The sequence below is a fragment of the Anaerobacillus alkalilacustris genome (assembly GCF_001866005.1).
GTDB lineage: Bacteria > Bacillota > Bacilli > Bacillales > Anaerobacillaceae > Anaerobacillus > Anaerobacillus alkalilacustris.
The window spans coordinates 30,096-49,791 of record NZ_MLQR01000022.1 but is presented as its reverse complement, the minus strand read 5'-3'; the positions used below and the strand labels follow the sequence as shown (position 1 = coordinate 49,791).

20 protein-coding genes and 1 pseudogene are annotated in these 19,696 nt (G+C 34.4%); all 21 read right to left on the bottom strand.

Going from position 1 to position 19,696, the window contains the following annotated elements:
* Positions 1–622: 622 nt before the first annotated feature.
* The gene (locus BKP37_RS09100; protein ID WP_071309298.1) at positions 623–2,023 is read right to left on the bottom strand and encodes a putative bifunctional diguanylate cyclase/phosphodiesterase; all 1,401 of its coding nucleotides are present in this window, start codon (positions 2,021–2,023) and stop codon (positions 623–625) included.
* Positions 2,024–2,268: 245 nt separating this feature from the next.
* Complete coding sequence (locus tag BKP37_RS09095) at positions 2,269–3,423, bottom strand: LTA synthase family protein (protein ID WP_071309297.1); 1,155 nt, start codon at positions 3,421–3,423, stop codon at positions 2,269–2,271.
* Positions 3,424–3,604: 181 nt separating this feature from the next.
* Positions 3,605–4,015: a hypothetical protein gene (locus BKP37_RS09090; protein WP_071309296.1), complete on the bottom strand. Its 411-nt coding sequence runs from the start codon at positions 4,013–4,015 to the stop codon at positions 3,605–3,607.
* 395 nt (positions 4,016–4,410) lie between these two features.
* On the bottom strand, positions 4,411–5,823 hold the full coding sequence (locus tag BKP37_RS09085; RefSeq protein WP_071309295.1) for an MDR family MFS transporter: 1,413 nt from the start codon (positions 5,821–5,823) through the stop codon (positions 4,411–4,413).
* 228 nt (positions 5,824–6,051) lie between these two features.
* The gene (locus BKP37_RS09080; RefSeq protein WP_071309294.1) at positions 6,052–6,291 is read right to left on the bottom strand and encodes a hypothetical protein; all 240 of its coding nucleotides are present in this window, start codon (positions 6,289–6,291) and stop codon (positions 6,052–6,054) included.
* A gap of 47 nt (positions 6,292–6,338) precedes the next feature.
* A complete protein-coding gene (locus BKP37_RS20735; protein ID WP_281243031.1) occupies positions 6,339–6,473 on the bottom strand; it encodes a hypothetical protein in 135 nt (44 codons plus the stop codon).
* An 82-nt stretch (positions 6,474–6,555) separates the two neighbouring features.
* Complete coding sequence (locus tag BKP37_RS20730; protein ID WP_281243030.1) at positions 6,556–6,690, bottom strand: hypothetical protein; 135 nt, start codon at positions 6,688–6,690, stop codon at positions 6,556–6,558.
* Positions 6,691–6,767: 77 nt separating this feature from the next.
* Complete coding sequence (locus BKP37_RS09075; protein ID WP_071309293.1) at positions 6,768–6,959, bottom strand: hypothetical protein; 192 nt, start codon at positions 6,957–6,959, stop codon at positions 6,768–6,770.
* A 312-nt stretch (positions 6,960–7,271) separates the two neighbouring features.
* Positions 7,272–7,826, bottom strand: coding sequence for a hypothetical protein (locus BKP37_RS09070; RefSeq protein WP_071309292.1), 555 nt, complete (start codon positions 7,824–7,826; stop codon positions 7,272–7,274).
* 166 nt (positions 7,827–7,992) lie between these two features.
* Entirely contained in the window at positions 7,993–8,379 is a 387-nt protein-coding gene (locus BKP37_RS09065; protein WP_245712485.1) for a hypothetical protein, read from the bottom strand.
* A 538-nt stretch (positions 8,380–8,917) separates the two neighbouring features.
* Positions 8,918–9,082: a hypothetical protein gene (locus BKP37_RS20060; protein WP_169823116.1), complete on the bottom strand. Its 165-nt coding sequence runs from the start codon at positions 9,080–9,082 to the stop codon at positions 8,918–8,920.
* A 416-nt stretch (positions 9,083–9,498) separates the two neighbouring features.
* Positions 9,499–10,014, bottom strand: a complete 516-nt coding sequence (locus BKP37_RS09055) for a GrpB family protein (protein WP_084034623.1) — start codon at positions 10,012–10,014, stop codon at positions 9,499–9,501.
* A 732-nt stretch (positions 10,015–10,746) separates the two neighbouring features.
* Positions 10,747–10,881: a hypothetical protein gene (locus BKP37_RS20725; RefSeq protein WP_281243029.1), complete on the bottom strand. Its 135-nt coding sequence runs from the start codon at positions 10,879–10,881 to the stop codon at positions 10,747–10,749.
* Positions 10,882–11,298: 417 nt separating this feature from the next.
* Positions 11,299–11,559, bottom strand: a pseudogene (locus BKP37_RS09050) (family 1 glycosylhydrolase); the annotation flags it as partial.
* A 230-nt stretch (positions 11,560–11,789) separates the two neighbouring features.
* Complete coding sequence (locus tag BKP37_RS09045) at positions 11,790–12,251, bottom strand: RpiB/LacA/LacB family sugar-phosphate isomerase (RefSeq protein ID WP_071309288.1); 462 nt, start codon at positions 12,249–12,251, stop codon at positions 11,790–11,792.
* A gap of 265 nt (positions 12,252–12,516) precedes the next feature.
* Positions 12,517–12,945, bottom strand: a complete 429-nt coding sequence (locus BKP37_RS09040; RefSeq protein ID WP_071309287.1) for an SMI1/KNR4 family protein — start codon at positions 12,943–12,945, stop codon at positions 12,517–12,519.
* Positions 12,935–13,939 carry an HNH endonuclease gene (locus BKP37_RS09035; RefSeq protein WP_071309286.1) on the bottom strand — a complete coding sequence of 335 codons (1,005 nt, stop codon included), beginning with the start codon at positions 13,937–13,939 and terminating at the stop codon, positions 12,935–12,937. The genes BKP37_RS09040 and BKP37_RS09035 overlap by 11 nt, the downstream gene beginning before the upstream one ends.
* Before the next feature lie 337 nt (positions 13,940–14,276).
* Positions 14,277–15,653 carry a hypothetical protein gene (locus BKP37_RS09030; protein WP_071309285.1) on the bottom strand — a complete coding sequence of 459 codons (1,377 nt, stop codon included), beginning with the start codon at positions 15,651–15,653 and terminating at the stop codon, positions 14,277–14,279.
* Positions 15,654–15,661: 8 nt separating this feature from the next.
* Positions 15,662–16,084: a hypothetical protein gene (locus tag BKP37_RS09025; RefSeq protein WP_071309284.1), complete on the bottom strand. Its 423-nt coding sequence runs from the start codon at positions 16,082–16,084 to the stop codon at positions 15,662–15,664.
* 15 nt (positions 16,085–16,099) lie between these two features.
* Positions 16,100–16,918 (bottom strand): hypothetical protein, encoded by an 819-nt coding sequence (locus BKP37_RS09020; RefSeq protein WP_071309283.1) that lies wholly within the window; start codon positions 16,916–16,918, stop codon positions 16,100–16,102.
* A complete protein-coding gene (locus tag BKP37_RS09015) occupies positions 16,911–19,679 on the bottom strand; it encodes an ATP-binding protein (protein WP_169823115.1) in 2,769 nt (922 codons plus the stop codon). The genes BKP37_RS09020 and BKP37_RS09015 overlap by 8 nt, the downstream gene beginning before the upstream one ends.
* Between the last annotated feature and the right edge of the window lie 17 nt (positions 19,680–19,696).

Genomic DNA, 19,696 nt, shown 5'->3' with positions numbered 1-19,696 from the left:
GTAGCTCATTACAAAAAAAGAAGCAGAAAGTAACACGGACTGCTGAAAAAGTCCAAATTTTTTTATCTGAAAAATAATATTCAAAAAACGAGCCTCTAGAATCGCTTCTAAGGCTCGTTTGAGGGTTAGGGCGACATTTTTGCCCCCCTATAATCATTCGTTTTTCAAAAACATTCACTTTTTCAGTGGCCTCAAAGTAACATTCCAATATTTGTATCCTTAGCCTGATGACATTGGGGTCTTACTGCCACTTGAGGGTGGGATAAACTTATCATAGGAAGAACAAACAGAATATATAAAACAGTTGAATAAAAGATCTCAATTAGTCGTAAGGCATATAATTTCAGAAATTGTTCTAGATTTGCTAGATTAATACAGTTGAATGGTAAGACACTGACAAGCAAACCTATAACTTTATCGATTTCCTAACTTAAAGAAGTTATTTATTAGTATTGTCCTTCCCTCTAGCTACACCTAAGTATGTAAGGGTTTTCATAAAATAATTCAAAGTAAATCTTAAACTCTCAGTTCATACATATAAAAAATTTACTTTTTTATTAACTAATCATTTCGAAATTTACATTTTAACTATTTGGGCTTGGAGAAAATTCACCCTAAAAATTTACTTTGTGGAATGAAAAAAAGCTTCAACATAATTAAATGGTACAGGTTTACAGAAATAATAACCTTGCATAATATGACAACCTATACTACATAAATATTGATACTGTTCGATCTCCTCTACACCTTCTGCCAATACTTTTATTTTCAAACTTTTTGTCATTGCAACTATTGCTCTAGTGATCGCTGCTCTTTTTTTGTGCTGAGTGATATCTTTAATAAACGACTTATCAATCTTTATTAAACTAACAGGAAGCTTTTCAAAATAGCTTAATGACGAAAATCCAGTTCCAAAATCATCAAGAAAAATTTCAATCCCAAGATTATTTAATTCATTTAATTTAGACAAAATTTCCTCACTATTTTTCATAGCCGTACTCTCGGTAATTTCAATTTTTATCAAATCTACATTTACACCAAAATCTTTAATATGTTGTTCTAATTTTGGAACTAAATTATGTTGTTCAAACTGCTTTATCGACATGTTTAATGAAATGTAAAAGGATGGAACCCCTTTTTTTGACCATGTGCTTAAGTGCTCACACACCTCTAAAAATACCCATTCACCAATCTTAAATATTAAATCGGATTCTTCAGCAATAGGTATAAACTCACCAGGAGAAATTGAACCGAGTTTTTCACTCTTCCACCTTAGTAATGCTTCGAACCCTACTATTTTTTTGTTATATACATTTACGATTGGTTGATATTCAAGATACAATTCATTATTGTCAATTGCTTTTTTAAGATTCTGCTCAATTTTTGCTTTCCTATCTATTTCATTCGCAATTTCGACATTGAAAAATTCAACTCTGTTTTTACCTTTCTTTTTTGCGCTATACATGGCTTGATCCGCACGAAGTACAAGTTCATCTATATGATTAGTATGTTCGGGGAAAATACTAATGCCAATACTTGCACTTACACTATACTCATTATTCAATAATCTTATTGGTTCAGTTAACTTTTGCTGAATCCTCTCTGCCACCTTGTTTATATTTTCTCTATCAGTAACACCTTTAAACAAAACGACGAATTCATCACCACTGTATCTTGCAACTAAGTTTTCAGACCCAACAACATTGTTTATTCGGTCAGCAACAATTTTTAAGACTTTGTCTCCAGCATTATGTCCAAGGGAGTCATTGAAGAATTTAAAACGATCTAGATCAATAAACATTAGTACTATTGTATTTTCATGAATTTCAGCTTCACCTAATATTATCAACTCATCTAGTACGTTTTCAAAGTTCCTTCGATTAGGTAATTCTGTTAAATAATCATACTCTGCCATAAATCGCAAATTTTCTTTACCATTGTATTTTAGCTTTAAATTTTTTCTTTCATTCTGTTTATCTATTAATTGTTGTTCATCTCTACTATTACTTATTTTTTTCCCCATAATACCCCCCATTCACGCTAATAATTCACTACTAATACAGAGAAAACCCTACTAGCGTAAATATGTATTTTCGGCCCAAATTTTTCCCTTATCATTTCTCTATTTAAATTTTGGTATTTTTAGCTCTGTTTTCATATATTATATAGAAAAGTTAAGGTAACCACAACGAGTTTGTTAAATTTTGGAGTGGCACATCATTATCATTTAGGTATTTCTTTACATATTTGCGACATTTTTCAGTGGTGCTACCTTGGCCCTTGTCCACCAAACAACTGATCATATTGCAGAAGATGGTAACGTTTGGCATCTTCAAGAGAAAATTCATTTACATCTCTACGACTTGAAAAAACAACGGCCCCTTTTGTTGCAGTCTTATTTAAAAACCTCATTATGGGTGTTTGTGGCTGTGAATATTTTTCTAAAACAAATGCTCCTAGGAAAGATGAACTCATACGTAGGTCGGCATTCTTTTCATCTGAGAAATTATCCCATATAACAAACGGGACACTATACATCTTTTCATAATCATCCTTTTCCCAAAAACGAGGGTTGGCATCATTTAAATAGCCAGTTATTGTATACCCCTCATAGGCAGCACCTAAATATGGTAAATGATCACCAAAAAACACAATAACCGTTGGATCGTCAATCTTTCTAAAATAGTTGACTAAAAGTTGAAGCGAATCATCTGCATCTTTCACTCCAGTACTATAGTTATTCAATACTTTCGTAATGTCCTCATGCATATCGGTTACTTCGATCCGATCTTCTGGATAGTGACGCATATTATACGGACCATGATTTTGCATCGTTACGGCAAAAATAAATAAAGGTCCTTCAGAATTTTGATGTTCAATAATGATTTGTTTTGACACTTCCAAATCTGAGATGAAGTCGCGTCGATACTCCGGGTTTTTAAAAGATCGATAACTTTCAAAACGATCAAAGTCAAAAAAAGTGTATACTTCATTACGACGGTAAAACCAATCATGATAGCTATGAATCGCGACTGTTTCATAGCCATTATTTTTTAAAGTCGAAGCGAGCGAAGGGTGCGGATGGTTTACAAATTGAGAATATGCAAGTGAGCCTTGTGGAAGCATATGAATACTGTTTCCTGTTAACACTTCAAATTCTGTATTCGCTGTACTGCCTCCCAACACTGGCACGATTAGTTCGCCAGATGTATGATTCTTTTGAAGACTACGGAAAAATGGCATAGGGTCCTCGCTAAATGTAAGATTAGGTAATCGTGTCGGATCCCAAAAGGATTCATTCATAACAAAGATAAAATTCGGTCTAATTTCAGTTTCAATTTCTTCTTCTTTTAATTGTGTCAACAACTCATTGAACGTTACATCATAATAGCCATCCGGTGGTTCAATCGTTACTTTTTGCAACGAATGAATAAAACCTACTTGTACCCCTTTTCTTTGATATGCAATCGACTTGTTCCAATCATCATCATGAATTCCCCCGAACTTAAATGGTGAAAACGGCTTCTCGAAAAAAAATATAGAAAATACAACAAGTGGGATGAAACAAAACAGAATTCTAGTTTTAGGTTCGAATCTCCTTTTACTAAAAAAAAATTGGGAAAACTATAAAAATGAAAACGAGACAACCTAATATCGCTTGCTCTGCACTAGTCATTAAAACAAAAGAACCACCTATATCAGCAGCTTCTTTTCTTAATACTCCATCCCACGGAAGAAGCGGTTCGCCCTTCAAATTTAGTTTAATTTTACTTGCAGTAAAACAAAACAGAAAAACACTAGTCGATATCCATAATGCCAACCTACGTTGTCCAGTCAATGATTGCATGAGATAGATTATTGATAAAATAAATATAAAGTTTAAAAACACAATATATGGATTAGTGATCAGCCATTCGAAAACATGAATAATATTTGAACGATGCCATACTTCCAAAATGAATAAGACAAAGAAAATATAGCTAATGAATAAGATTTCTTGTAACATATACCTCATTTTAAAAGTACCCCTTATCAACAAATGATAATAGTAACCTAATTCAAAAACATCTCCGAATTTCCTTTAACAGATAATTTATGTACTTTTCCCCATCTTATTCATAACTTCCTGACACACCATTGTAGACATATGGGGAAGGTTTAGAACTATTGGACTTTGGTTTTCTGTTTCGGCTGTGAAATGCAACGATCGGAGGCTTTTGTGTACGACTCCGGTTGTTTTCTGAACGAATACCTTTCTGCTTACGCGTTGTTCATTTTACGAAGTATACGCAGGGAGGAAAATGCTACTACAAAAAAAGAAAAGACTACTATTCGAAACGAAAGTAGCCTAAATGATTATTAACTATGAACCGCAAATTTTGCGAGGGTAGCAAGTAGATTGTTGGAGGGTTACGTAGAGGATTTATCCTCCGCATACTCTGGTTTCTCTTTTGGCAGAAAGCTAGCTACTAAAAGTACACATATCAGTGCAATTACAGCTAAGATTATGAACACTGAATGTAGTCCTGTCGCAAGGATTTCAGGAGCTACGTCAGTACCATTATTTGTATGACCTCCTATATGTTGATTTAGTACAGCTCCAAGTACTGCAATACCCAACGTTTGTCCTAATGTGCGTAAAAATGCATTGGACGAAGCTGCTGTACCGCGAAAGTGCCATTGTACTGAGGATTGAACGATTACAGTAAACACAGTAAACGATAGACCAAAACCAAGTCCAATAATAAACATAATAATGACCAAAATATAATTTGGGGTCGTGCTTGTAATAAAAGCTAAAGCACTCGTACCTATAAAAATTAAAATCACTCCAGAAAGCGAAAGTGGTTTTGTTCCTAACTTTACAATAAAGCGACCACTGAAAAATGCGGCAATTGGCCAGCCGATGGACATCGGAATTAAGGTTAAACCAGATGAAGTCGCAGCTAAAAGAAGTACCCCTTGTATCCAAAGTGGTAAATACGCGGTTAACCCAATTAAAATGGCACCAAGTAGTAATCCACTTAAATTTACAATTAATAAGTGACGATTTTTCAGCAATTGAAATGGTAACATCGGTTCTGAGACCTTTAATTGAACAATGATAAATAGAGCTAAAAATACAAATGCGACACTAAACAGTACTATCATTTGAAAATCGTTCCACGCAATTTCATTTCCGCCAGTTAGAAGAGCATATAGTAATGCAGTTGTACCTATTATAAATGTGACAGCCCCACCATAATCAATGGAACGTTTACGTTTCTCAATTCTTTCCTCCAAGTTTTTCCAGATTAAATACATTGCGATCAAACCAAATGGAATGTTAATAAAGAATATCCAATGCCACGTGAAATAATCGACAAAAAAACCACCTACTAACGGACCGAAAATACCGGCAATTCCCCAAATTGAACCGATAATTGCTTGAGCTTTTGCCCGTTGTTCATATTTAAAAACATCTCCAACAATTGTAAAAGTCATTGGCATTAGAGCCCCTGCCCCGACCCCTTGTAGAGCACGAAACAGAATTAGTTGTTCCATTGATTGTGAAAAACCACAGAGTGCCGAGCCAAGTAAAAATAAAGTTACTCCAGTAATAAAAATCTTTTTTCTACCAAATAAATCAGCAAGTTTTCCAAAAATTGGTGTCATAACTGCATAAGTTAATAAATAAATGGCAAAAACCCAACTGATCAAATCTATTCCGCCGAGTTCCCTTGTAATAACAGGCATAGCTGTACTAATAACAGTTACCTCGATCGCAGCTAAGAAGGTGGCAATGATAAGTGCAATTGTAATGTTACGCTGATAACGATTCATAAATCTCCTTTTTGGTGTTTGTTATTTGGATCAAACCCTACTACCATCGTACTAGTGTAATACAAAACCTATGTAAACTACTTGATTTCACTCTCAACATTAATAATTTACCAATTGTCTTCAAAAATATCTGATAATCCTCTGACTTTCAAAACGTTGATTTGTAGCTAGTATAAGTGTATATGTATTATATATTCAAGAATACTTTCTCTTCACCAAATAATAGCTTTAATAAGGTATATAAATATCACTTAATACCCACTGCCATTTATTATTGTCGTAAATTAAAAATTCAGTTCTTTCATTTGTTTCATTTTTTACCGAATATACAGTATATACTTTTCCATTAACTTTGTTTTTCACTTTGAAGAATGCTTTATTTTGTTCATTTATTATGCTCAGTTTTTCTTTAATGGAAAAGCAGACTATTACGATAATGACAACACCTAACATAATAACAAACTCCATAAAATACCACCTTTTTTGTAAACTTAAGTTTTTTTACTTACTATGTATTACTTTTTTACTAATCGCATAATTCCAAAGACTATCATTATTATTGAAGTTGGAAGTGTATACATTAGATTTATAGGTGTAAGAGCCCCTAGAAAGAATGTAATTACACCCAAAACAATTAATCCAATTCCCACTTTCATTCCCCCGTTTCTCTACCAATTATTTTTGAACATAAAGCAACCATTTTCTTTACTAACGTAATACTAGAAATCATCTTTAGTGAGTTCCAATAGTTTCATCTAGTGACATGCATAGTGGTCGCCATCTACTTTTCAAAAAAACCGAGATGATTATAGTTGCTGCAATAGTACAAGCGATAACTATTAACTGTATCATTTCTATTGGATACATACTCTCTGCCCCCTTCAAATCTTACCAATAATACAAAATGAAGAGTAGTTCTTTCTTCAACGGCCTCTCTTTCAAAACTATTTTTTTAGAAATTCGTCCTCTAATTCCTTTTCAATTTGTTCATTAGGTATAGGTTCTTCAACTTCTTCTTTAATATCAAGGTTCTTTATTATCAAATTTAACTGATACTTTATCGTTGAAAGACTACTAATGACATAAAAAAGAATTAGTAATGGTAACACAATCGAGATAATAGTAAGCAAAGTCATATTGTTCTCCTTTTGTTATATTTATGGCCCTTTCAAACAGCGATAAAACAACATACGGACACCAGATCCGTTAATACGAAAAAAAATCTTGATTTTTGATTTTTTCGGACAGAGATTCCGTTATTTAGTCTTGAAATAGCGATTTTATGATAATTTTGATTAAATAGAGGATCTGATGTCCGTTAAAATATATAATAACGTTTTTTTCAATAAATAACGGATTCTCTGTCCTAAAGGGCAGCTAGACTTCTAGTTTCATATCTTTCAATTGCAATTATTCTATTATTTTATGAAACAACCTCTCTTCAGATATCACTTTATTGGCTCAATAGTTTTGAGCCGTCCTTTATTCGGAGATCGTTTATTCCAAACAAAACTAATTAAATACTGTTGTTTTTCTTCAACTAATTGAAATTCATTATAAGAAACTCTAACTTTTTTATCATTGAGTACTAAATAATATTTTCTGTCCTCATGCTTCTTTTGTTCGACCTCAAACACTCCGCCAGTCGATACTTCAAAAGATTGATAAGCAGTTATCGAAACAACAATGATGATCGATGTAATTACTACTATTGCTTGAACAACTGTTTTTAGATTTGTCGTTTGTCTTCCTCTTTTCCGTAAATAATTAATTAAAAAATACATGTAAATAAGAAACAACACAGGTACAATAAATAGCGCAAAGTAAAAAGGGACATGCATTATTTCATGGAGACTATAATTAATATCTGCAATAGCTTGAATTCTACCAAGCTGTAATCCTATAAACGCTGAATAAATAAGTCCTAGCAACCAATACAAGGCCAACTTTTGAGCTTTGAAAAATCTCTGAATATCCTTCTCATCATTTTTATTTACATTCATCTCAATCCATCTCCCAAATTTTAATAAAAACAGAGGGAATAAGTCCCTTTAACCCTCACTCGATACTCAATATTCACCAATAAATTATTTATGATTGATTTCCATGAGTAAAACTCTTTCCTAAACCACTGAGATGAAAAATATTAAGCTACAAAACTTTCAAACATTAGTTATTTACCTCATTAGGAACCTCCCAAAGAAAATAATTTTTGGTAAATAGCCTTGTTACTACAATAGTGGTCATTTCATCTTTCTCAAAGATATATCCAGACCCCATTTGTTCTTTAAACTCAAATCCCTTTTCTACCATAAACTCCTTAATGATCTTTTCTTGGGATCCACTACCATTTTTAGATACAAATTTTATCCCTTGTTCAGTATCGGTGACTTGTTCGTAATGACTATTTGAGGACTCTAACTTCATAATAGCTGTCAAAACGGGAGTGGGATTTCCTTCTTGTCCCAATGCGCTACCAAACTTAATCCCAATAATCCCTATTAAAAGAATAACGATCACTAAAATAATGACTAATAACCTTTTCAAGTCATTCACCACCTAAACAACATTTTTACAACTTCTACCACTTTACTCTTTAAAGTTATCTCTGCGTTACTTTATTATTAGGAATACAAAGACTAGTGTCACTCCCATAAACAAGCGCATTAAACTAGTTCTCCTTTGAAAAGCAATAGATTGTTTTTTAATATAATCAGAATTTATAAATTTCTAACTTGGAAACTGTCTAGCGCAAGCAGCCTACGAGCTCGGTCACTTCAGTCAAGCTACTGACTTCAATAACTACATGAATAACGTCTAGCTTCATGCAGCTTTGCTTCTGCGGTTACTCGTCGCACGGAAAACAATTGCTCCTGCGATTACTCGTCGCACAAAACACTGCTTCGAGGAAGCTACTACGAAGCAGTACTTGAAGACGCAGAAGCACGTAGAAGCCAAAGAGTGGCTTCTGTCAAAGAACGCCCCAGTGAAGCTACTACTTGGATTACTTCGAAGCGGCTTTGCTCTTGAGCAAACGGAGTGGCACAGGAGCAGCTGTTCGTGACCAAGGCGCTTGCGCTTTTCTTGTTTTGTATCACTTTACAAATCTATACAATTTACTAACGAATATTACAAAGAACGACATAAAAAGAAGACGTCCAATAAACCATCCAATTTCTCCGTTTTTCAAGTCCGCAAAGTAACCCCAAATTATTGCTATAACTAACGTAATAAGAAAATAAATTGTTTGTTTATTCATTTTTATCCCCGCTTTCGTTTTATCCAAATTTATTTATGGCGATTTAAAATTCTACCGTAAAGAACCAGGTTCATTTACGTACTGAAACTAGTGGAGTAATTCATAGTCTTTAACTTTGGTTCAGTCTACCCTACTGCTTTTGTTGTAGTTCTCTCATTTTTTTCGATTTATAACAGAATATTTTCCTATCCAAAATATTAGTAACGAAATAAAGATTATGTAAGGCTTTGTAGATTGATTTATTACAAAAAAAGAATTTGATACAATATAAACAAAAAACAAAACAATGAACGCTGCTAATAATTCATAGAATGCTATTTTAATTTTTTCCACACAACACCATTCCTTCTTTCAATAAGATAGAGGTTCCTTGCTCCCCTTCCAAAAATAGGTGTAAGTTTAAGTAATCACCTGATCTAATTGGTTCTTCTCAACTTACTTGCTTTTTTATCAATTGCTTTTATATAATCGTTCTTTCCTTCTATATACATAGCTATGCTTGTGGGGAATTTCTCAGCTAACGTTTGCTTTAATTGACTATATTTCAAGGCTTCCTCTGGATGTGCAATCATAAAATCCCTAAATGCTAAGTGACGGTCAATTTCTCCATTTCCATGTTCGAAAATATGAACGTGATGAGTTCGGTTGTCACCACCCTTACTAAAAAAACGCCTATTAGGAATTCCGTATTCGCCATGAGATTCATAGCCTAGCTCTTCCATTTTGCTAGTAAATTTATCAACTTTACAAATGTTCGTAACTTCTACCATAATATCAATGATTGGTTTAGCATATATAGTTGGAATAGCAGTACTTCCTATATGATATACATGAATAATTTCATCTTTAAATACAGTTTTAAGTTTCTCACTTTCTTCTTGAAACATCTGTGCCCATTTCTGTTCATGTGGAAAAATCTCAACTTTACGCATTACATTCACCTCGCTTGAATTACCAACAATTAATCTATAAATCTAAACTTCGATCAGCATTTATTTTCCTTCAATCTCCACTAATTGTTAGTTTAACTTATACCAAAAGCATAAGAATAACTAATCATCAGCTGCCACTGATAAAGTTATTCTATATCGGACTTTCAGGAACAGTTAAGCCTCCACATAACCTTTTCGATTTTCTTACGTTTTGAGCTAGGCTACTTCCCCTTAAAAGTGGGAAAAAAATGTAGGTTGAATCCACTTAAGTTCCTCATTATTGTTTTCTATCAATACACTAATTATTAGGGCAACAATTATACACGTTAGGTTCATTAATTCCAACTCAATATTACCACTAATTCCCTTCCATTTGGGAATACAATGAAAAAGCGCCTCCGCTTTATCTGAATTTTATTAGGGTAAAAGACCCCCACCTCTAAGCGTAGCGTAGGTGGGATTTTCCAATCAGATGGAGTAGACTCTCCACCTGATTTACTCCTTTTTATAAACATTTTTTATATAAGGAACAATAGTCCTATTTTTCATCTCTTTAAATTTGTTTTTTTATGTATAATTTTTCATTTTTTAAAAGATAATATAATTGTCAAGTCATTTTTTCTTGACAACTCCACAAAAAAACCGCTGACGGGAAAGGCGGTTTTTTTGTGTTACGATTAAATTTTAGAATAGTTGCAATTTGTAAAGGACGACAGTAAATATAAAAACTAATTATTTATTTTTGTTTTCTCGCGCTGCTCTTTTTCTTGCTTTTTTACTTTGAACAACTTCTGAACCAAATTCCGTATCGGCAGCTTTATTACCCCCGGTATGAGGCTGCTTTCGATTATCATTACGATTAGTCATTATTTTCCTCCTTCACTTTTTCATGTCCCACTACTTCCTTATACTAATTAAAACTTTACTTGCAACTAAGTTATATAATGCATTAGTTTCAATAAATTATTCCTAAATCAATTTAATTATTTTGTTGGGAACCGAATCGTACATGGTTATTCCTGCACTATCAAAAACACTATATTTGGTTCACGAGTCCATCTCCATCTATTAAACACAATGCACGCATATTACCACATTTTTCCACAATAAGATTTTTTTCAAACTTAATTCGAAACTAACTAATCTCCCCATTATTTGTTTTTCACATATGGATATTTAGGTTAAATTTTGTCTTATTATAATTAATCAGGACAAACGCTAAAACAAAGGGACAGGTTCGACGATATTTTCACGTCGAACCTGCCCCTTGTGCCATGTATTGTATTATTCTAATTCCTTCCCATTTGTCGCGATTACATTTTTATACCAGTAGAAAGATTTCTTCTTTTTACGCTCTAGAGTTCCACTTCCATCATCGTGTTTGTCGACATAAATAACTCCATAACGTTTGGACATTTCTCCAGTTGAAGCACTTACTAAGTCGATACATCCCCAAGAAGTGTAACCGATTAATTCAACACCATCTTCTACTGCTTCACCCATGGCTTTAATGTGTTCACGCAAGTAATCAATACGATAATCATCAATGCCAATGTACAACTTGAAAAAAACTCCTATTGTAGAAGAGTGATCTTGTGTTGTTCCCAAAACAAACAAATCTTCTACAAAGGAGCTCCAAAATGAACAGTGAACTCGTATCAGCAAGCTAAAACATTGGAAAAACAGGTGGAGAGTCTACTCCACCTGATTGGAAAATCTCACCTACGCTACGCTTATAGGTGGGGGTCTTTTACCCCAAAAAAAATTCAGATAAATTATATTTTTTTCAGATGCTTTTCTGCTATATCATTTACTTTATCTACACGTCTTTTATATTTTTCGATATCTCCTAAGAACTCGGTGTTCATCCATACTTTCACAATTTCTAGTGCAAGGGCTGAACCAATGATTTTACCACCAATACACAACACGTTAGTATTTGAATGAGAACGAGCTAATTCAGCGCAAAAAGTATCTTGACATACTGCAGCTGATACACCATAAATTTTATTGGCAATCATTGCACTACCATATCCTACTCCATCAATAAAAATACCACGCTCCGCTTTTCCTTCAGCAACTGCTAATGAAGCTGGATAAATAAAATCAGGTAAATCACACGCTTCTTCATCATACGTACCAAAATCCAAAACCTCATGACCCTCGTTCTGTAAAAGTTCTCTTACTTCTTCCTTTAATGCATAACCTGCATGATCATTTGCCAAAGCGATTTTCATTTTCAAACCTCCATTGATCAAGAATCTTAGCTAGATTCATTTTGTCATTTCTACCATTAAAGTGTAACCTTCTACTGAATGAAAGACAATTTATTTTTTCTGCATAAGGATTAGGAAGAGATTTGAGGGGCGGGTGTTCGCTCCTGTAAATTCAAAGTGAAAAAAGCTAGGGTAGGGTCATTGTCCTAACTAGTTATTGATTAATCAAAGTGTACGTCAATGAGTAGGTTTTTCTTTCATTTGTTTTTGTTTGAATACTGTTCTATTATTTCTTTTCAGTCAAATTATATATAAATTCTTCAAAGGAATGGGCCATAAATTCTTCCTGCTGCTTTTCATGATTCCAAAAAACGATGCTTGGTTCCCCTTTTGACGTTTTATAATGAAAACAGAAATAATTACCAAAGGGATCATTTGCAAAAGGAACCATTTTATGTGGTAGCTGTTTTCCCAACCACTCAAGTACATCATTGATGCCACCTTTTGTTGGATACACCGTTAAAAAGGTTTTTATTACCCTGTCGTTTCCGTTCATCATTTTGATCATATTTGGTCTCGGTCTTGCTCCGTTATGTTGTTTTACGAGGAGCTTATAAGACATTGGCAATGTAACATCTAAAGTACTCTCTAGTTGTTCAAGAACTCGATTTGTCGCTACTGGCTTTTCAAATTTCCACTCTAGGTTAACGGGCATTTGAACCACCTCCCCAAATTGATCGTCCGCCACTATGTCCTGATTTAGCGTGTAGCTCTTCATCTACTAATTGCAACTTTCCCAACTGCTCATGGTGATGCCATGTATAGCCATCTGGTGTTTCCCCAGCATAAATTTGCTCTAGCTGTTCTGCTGTAAATTGGCTTGCCATTTGCGGATCTTTGCTAACAGTCTCTACCAATTCACTGTTTGCATAGGAAAAATGGCGATAATCACTACTTTCATACATCTCCGGTGGAAGCTCTACTTCAGCTACCGTATCAAATATAGGAAAAACCCCAATGACTTCATTCCCATTCTCTAGCACAACCGTTTGTGCTTCATAAGGAACTCCTGTTTCTGGGTGTAACTGACCATCTAGATGACTATTGTGTGTTATGAGAAAATCGCCATTTTCAGCAGCAGAAACATCTTCACCTTCAATAAGATCAAACACTGTAATCGCTACGGTACCAACTACTACCACCTTGCCGACTCCTTTTATGCCTGCTAACGCCTTCTGATAGTCTTTATGGTATACTCCATTAATAACAGCTGCACTATTTTTTAACGTATAAGCACTAGTTTTATAAACAGCCCCCACTGTTTTGCTTGCCGCAGTAGCAAATTCTCCCAAGCCTTCATAAAGATCTGCTTTGTTTCTACTGACAATGCCCTGTGTTGCTTTCCAGGTTCCTTGGCCCACTTGTCCTGCAATAGTTCCACCAAACTTCGTTGCACCATGAAGACTTTTACCTATATCATCCACAAAGGGGCTTTTTACTTTCTTACCTATAAAACTGACAGGCGTACCAATGATCTTACCAGCCAAATCGCCGCCTTTTTCAGTATATGTATGAAATAATCCTTTTCCAGTTGCTATTTTTAAATCGCGGTCCTTTTCATCTAATACCTGATAAAGCTTCCTAGCACTATTTACCGTCTTGTCGGCACCAGATTTCACTTGATTTTTCAACCATTCCTTTTTATCCATAGCGAGCCTCCACTTTACATGTTATAAATCATCAATTAATGAGTACACACCATGATGTAAGGCATTGCTTACCACCTACTATTAAAGCGGTCAACAAACTAGTTATCTAGTAAACAACCATACTTGAAAAACTTAGCCCTTTAGAATCGTCTTCCTCAGGGTTAATCAAACTGATTTGTACTTAAGGGTCATAGCCCCCCACCTCTAAGCGTAGGTGGGAACTTCCATTCAGGTAGAGATGAGACTCCATCTGAATTTACGATGTTCTAGCGAAGTTAAAAACGAGTTCTCTTTATGTCGCTAAACACATTTGAACGTGCGGTGACAGAACCAATCATTAATCCATCTTATTTATCTTTTTTGTCAATTGCTCAATTTCTACAAATAAACCTTCTAACTGAAGATTTAATTTTTGATCAATTTGATTGAACGACAACTCTCTCGTTTCCCCGTTGTTATAACGGATACTGATCGTTTCTATCGATTTTTGATTGGGCTTTGTAGATTGACTTTCCAAATAAGCCTTTTCGTTTTCAGCTATGACCGTTTCACTTTCTTTTTGAGCAGAGGCTGTACTTTTATCTTTCGTTTGTTCCGTCTTTATTCCTTCTTTTACAGATGGTTCTGCAAGCTGATTCGATTTGGCTAAATCATTGATTTTTTGTTGAGAAATTTTCGTTGGTGCCGTCTTACTCAACTGACTTTGTTGATTAAGTGTATGAAGTGGTTCCAATTCAGTTGGCACCGATACCGTATTTACAGCGACTTCTTCACTTGATTTCGTAGGTATACTAGGAGTCACTTCTTTACTCGAGTTACTTTTTGAAGCCAGAACTTCTCCTTCTCCAACTTCAAAGGATGGACTAGCTTGAGCTCTTTGATTGTTGGTACTCTGATTACTAGGTGTTACTTTTTTGCTATGGCTACCCGTTATAACAGAAGCAACTTGCTTACTATTTTTACTTTCTTGACTTCCCATTCTTTGACTAGTTGATTCATCCTTCAGTTCGCTATTTGCCTTTATTATTTCTTGCTCTTCATCTTTTTTTACCATTTCAGGCATATGTTTATAGTAAGTAAGATAACTAACTATACATTGAGAGAAATAATCTTTGTATTGCTTAAACATGTCATCAATAATAACGAATAAATTTTCTTCAGAGCTTCCTTTTAATTCATCAATAACTCTGTAATCACGAATAAGTTGAAAAAGTTTATTTAGGTTATCATAATCTTCACAATAACCATATCTTATTTCTTGATTAATGGCTGAAACAACTCGATTGAGACGTGATGTGTTTTCATATGCTACATCTAACTCTTCACGTAAAATATAATCCACATTTCGTCTAAAACGTTTTGTTGAACCATGTCCGGTATCTACATGGAAACCACGCGAGTTTTTAATTAATATGTTTAATTCATTAATAAGCTTGTTAGATACAGAAACAAGTTTACTTTTCACTTTATCAGCATCATCAAATCGATCAACATCAACAAATTTAATTTTAGGCTTTTGGATCTTCTTTTCGATGTCGTTGTTTATAGACTTATTTTCTTGCTTAAGTAGTTCATTTATTTCAAAATGAAAATTATTAGCATATTGGTCAAGTTTTTTTATCGTAAGGTTTATGCCTCGGGGATTGAGTTGCAAGCTTTTTTTTTGCTTGTCTAAATATTTCATCACATTATGATCAATTTGTTGGAAATCCAATTTATCACCTACATAATCCAAACAATAATGTTTTGTTCGTTTTGTTTGGCCCTTTCTAAAAAGAAAATTAAATTTGTGAGAGCAGCTGTTTCACGGATCGTCGATAATGATACAATGAGTGACTCTAGTTGAAAATAGGGAATAAAGTTAGATCGCAGTATTCCCTTTAGCTCTTCGCTGCTGATGTTTTCGATCTCTGTTTCAACTTCCTCTATTTGTTCAGAGTTTAAAAAGCCAAGGATGATTCCTGAATTGGAAAGTTGTTGTTGAATCGTTGCCTTTAACGCTTCTTTTTCGGTCAATACGGCTTGCTTTTGGTCCTTACCCAATGCTCGATTGTATAAATTCCTTGTGAGCTGACTGTAAAGGTTGATATCCTTTTCTAATTGTTGATAGACAGTTGAACGTACCCCGTAATACGTTTGCCTCATGTTCATTCACCTCTCTTATAACCTTAAACTATTGGTTAGTCCAATACTAACGTCTGTTGCCTTTACATCTACTACATATACGGCACTATTTTTTTCAGCTAGTTTCTTTTCAAATTCAGCACGGATCTCTGGGCTAATGTCTAAATAATCCTTTGTCAAAACTACCAATGAGTTTCCATCATGACCTTCTACTTGTTTTACCATATGCCCCATTTCGCTACGAATATAGTCACTTGAGCCACATTTGGCTTCTATAAAGAGATCATCACCTTTATTAATCTCTAAATCACCGATTTTCATATCTTCTACTGCCCCTCGTAAAATAACGTCAGGCTTTGTTTCGCCCCACTCTACTTGTACGACTTGCTGCTTATCTTCAACAATATCAAAATGATCTTTTAATGTATCCTTCAACTGATGCTCAAATACAGTTCCTTTATACCGTTCTAACTGTTCATCAATACGTTGGTAGTTCAAATCAGAACCATTAGTTTTCAGGGATTCCTCCTGTCTAGTCAACACCTGATCTACATTTTCATTTTTAGAGCGAATCTCATTAATGTAGGCTGGGTCAGAAAATTCACGAGTCTTTTCATTGAGACCGATATCATCTGACATATAGCGCTCAGCATCATTAGCATTTAGCAATTCTTGCTGTGATTGATCCATATATTCAACTTCAAATTTCCGCCAATCTTCAAGAGGGAATTTCTCCATTTCTATATTTTTTGAATCCCAATCTTTTGTTAGTTCAATTTCAGATACCTCTTGCGTTGTTTCTGTCTTTGCCGCAATATTTCTGAATCCTTCCACCATCGCTGAGAATTCAAACAATGTAGTCACCACCTAGTTTTTTTTGATTAATCGTTAATAAGGTGTATTCTTTTCGGTTATGTTCGTATGGTTTCGATAAGAGATCGAGACATACTTCAAGATATTTTTCTATAAAAATCCGCTTGTTAATCTGTTTGTTAATTTTCTTATTTGCTTTAACTAACTTAAATAAGGCTTCGTTCACAAAAGAAAACACAAAATCATCTATATCAATCCTCATATCAAAACCATATATACTTGCATGACTACTAATCGCTTCTTTTGTACGCTTATAGTTAGTGTGCAAGTGTTGAAGTGGCTCTTTAAGTAATGATAAATAAAACCTCTCCACTTCCTTGGTAAGCTCAGAATAAAGAGACATGTTCTGTATAATGATTTCCGTTAAAGGATGCATTCGTTTTGCATCTAATTGATTGTACAAACTACTTTTCTGTTTCAAATCTTGATCGGACATAAAATAAAGATGTCCTTTTCCATGTGAAATTTGTACATGAGCCGGAGCATTCATACCATCGCTATACAAAAGAGCGGCACCGTTTGTAAGCTTACTTATGAAATGAATTTTTTCGTTAGGTAATGCTAGTGAATTAGCAACATATTCAGCATCATCTTTTGAAACAATTCTATGAATGATTTTAGTATTCGTGTTTTTTAAAACGTCCGGGGCTAATTTTGTTGGCACCTGATCAACTATAATCATCCCTTCGCCATAGGCACGAATTTCAGAAAGAATGTTACTCAAGCTTTCCACGGCTTTTCCTTTAATGTTCACATGCTCTTGACTACCATGTTGATTAACATTGGCAAAAATCCTATGTGCTTCTTCTAATACGAGTAAATGCTTTAATACTCCTGTAAACTCAGTTTCATTTGCCTTTAAATACTCATAAATAAAGATTGAAATTAAACCGATAATCAGTGATTTTTCATCATCATCAGCCACTGCATCTAACTCTAGAACAGTTGGATATTGTAAAATTGTCTTAATATCCATCGTCTCTGAGGTATTGAGCATAAAACCCTTTCCACCAGTCATTAAGCTTTTTATTCGTGTTAATAGAGCTGCACGAATATTATGCATTTGCTCTTGAGCGTAGCCCAGTTCCTTCGTATAATCATCAATTTCATAGTAAAGATCTTCAATGGTCGGAAAATATTTTTCATAATTAACATGATCACTTTGGTAAATATTTGTGGATGTTGTTAAACTCCAACCTTTTTTCATATATATATTATTAATGCATTGCTCTAAGATGTTAGGCATCGAAGCATACATTGTAAATGAAGCATTAAAAATCACTTTTAAATGATCAATATGCTGTTGAATATTCACATGATCCGGGAAATAAAACGGATTAATTCTAAGGGGGGAGACGGATTCATTTCCCATTGTATATACTCGTAAATTAGGAATTATGTTTTGTAATGCACGATACTCCTTTTTAGCTGGTTCAATGATTAGAAATGGAACATTTACATTTCTTAACAAATTAAAAAGTGTGTTTGTCTTACCACTCCCTGTAATACCTGCCACTAAAACATGCTTAACAAGCTTGTTTTTATCGAGATGAAATAACGTAGTCGTTTTCTTTTCCCCATCATAAAGATGCCCTAACGGAATTCCTTTTTTTTCTGTTAGGTTTTGACTAAATCTTGGGACTTGAGAAAATTCATAGCCGTTATACTCTTCTTTTGGTACATCTATAGCATACGATAGCTCATCACCTGTTAAAAAAGAAAACTCGCGAAATTGCTCATGGAATAAATCCATCGTTTGTCCTGAAGCTCCTTTTTCTACCAAACCAACCGTTGGGTACATTTCCTTTAACAAAAACACTTGATATGGCTCGACTGCATCCTGACAATATGTTGATTTATATACTTCACTAGCACTCGAAACATCAGCACGATCTTTAGCATAAATGGACACAGATGTTTTCCAAAGTCCTGATGAAAGGGATTGCTGCAAACGGGTGGCATGAACTTCTAAAAGAGCGTCTACCTCTAATGCTTGATGATCTGACTTTTCCATATTTTTTGTTAATGTTTCCGTTGTGCCTTTTGTGTCTGAACTAGAACTTGTTGTTCCTTCACTGGTTGAATTACTTGAATTAACGACCAACAATCCACCACCACTATTGCTTCCATCAGTGTAAGTTTGTCCTAAACTCGTAGAAGACGTATCAGAAGTAGCTGTACTTTCTGAATAACTCTGCTTTAAATCGAGAGAGTTTTTCGTTCTCAGCTCAGTTACGTTTTCTAACTGCCGTAGAATCGTTGATTTATTTACTGGTTTTGCTACGATCTCAAGTAAGACATCTTTATTTTGAATAAGCCTAACGAACGGCTCAATATAATTTACATATTTCGTATCATTGTAGGCTGGAATTCCAGTAATAATAGCTTGGGTATTGTAGTCATCATCTACATTCGTTTCATTTACCTCATGAAAATCCACGGATTGAAAATAGGAACTAAATCTTTCGGCAATGGAGGCACCACTCTTTCGTTTAGCCCCGAGTAACAAAGTCAACGTTCGATTTTCACGATTACTTTTGACTCGAAAAATTAGCGGTGACGTCAAGTCCGTTAATGAAGCAATAAACTCCTTTATACTGCGATTGACAAAGCTTTGAATTTCTCCTATTTCAAGTTGATCAGAAATAGTGATCTTCCTTATTTGAAAAAAATGATATTCCGATAAGTTGCTACTTGAGAGACGTAAACGTTGCTCTTGCAAAGGAGTCTGAATTCTTTTCAATTGAACGATATCTTCTT

Excerpts from the sequence above, each read along its gene's own strand:
- BKP37_RS20725 (WP_281243029.1), bottom strand. The coding sequence starts at position 10,881 with ATGACTAATCGTAATGATAATCGAAAGCAGCCTCATACCGGGGGTAAT.
- BKP37_RS09025 (WP_071309284.1), bottom strand. The coding sequence starts at position 16,084 with ATGAGGCAAACGTATTACGGGGTACGTTCAACTGTCTATCAACAATTA.
- BKP37_RS09075 (WP_071309293.1), bottom strand. The coding sequence starts at position 6,959 with ATGACTTTGCTTACTATTATCTCGATTGTGTTACCATTACTAATTCTT.
- BKP37_RS09080 (WP_071309294.1), bottom strand. The coding sequence starts at position 6,291 with ATGGAGTTTGTTATTATGTTAGGTGTTGTCATTATCGTAATAGTCTGC.
- BKP37_RS09055 (WP_084034623.1), bottom strand. The coding sequence starts at position 10,014 with ATGCGTAAAGTTGAGATTTTTCCACATGAACAGAAATGGGCACAGATG.
- BKP37_RS20730 (WP_281243030.1), bottom strand. The coding sequence starts at position 6,690 with ATGTATCCAATAGAAATGATACAGTTAATAGTTATCGCTTGTACTATT.
- BKP37_RS09070 (WP_071309292.1), bottom strand. The coding sequence starts at position 7,826 with ATGAATGTAAATAAAAATGATGAGAAGGATATTCAGAGATTTTTCAAA.
- BKP37_RS09085 (WP_071309295.1), bottom strand. The coding sequence starts at position 5,823 with ATGAATCGTTATCAGCGTAACATTACAATTGCACTTATCATTGCCACC.
- BKP37_RS09100 (WP_071309298.1), bottom strand. The coding sequence starts at position 2,023 with ATGGGGAAAAAAATAAGTAATAGTAGAGATGAACAACAATTAATAGAT.
- BKP37_RS09045 (WP_071309288.1), bottom strand. The coding sequence starts at position 12,251 with ATGAAAATCGCTTTGGCAAATGATCATGCAGGTTATGCATTAAAGGAA.
- BKP37_RS09035 (WP_071309286.1), bottom strand. The coding sequence starts at position 13,939 with ATGGATAAAAAGGAATGGTTGAAAAATCAAGTGAAATCTGGTGCCGAC.
- BKP37_RS20060 (WP_169823116.1), bottom strand. The coding sequence starts at position 9,082 with ATGAATAAACAAACAATTTATTTTCTTATTACGTTAGTTATAGCAATA.
- BKP37_RS09090 (WP_071309296.1), bottom strand. The coding sequence starts at position 4,015 with ATGAGGTATATGTTACAAGAAATCTTATTCATTAGCTATATTTTCTTT.
- BKP37_RS09040 (WP_071309287.1), bottom strand. The coding sequence starts at position 12,945 with ATGCCCGTTAACCTAGAGTGGAAATTTGAAAAGCCAGTAGCGACAAAT.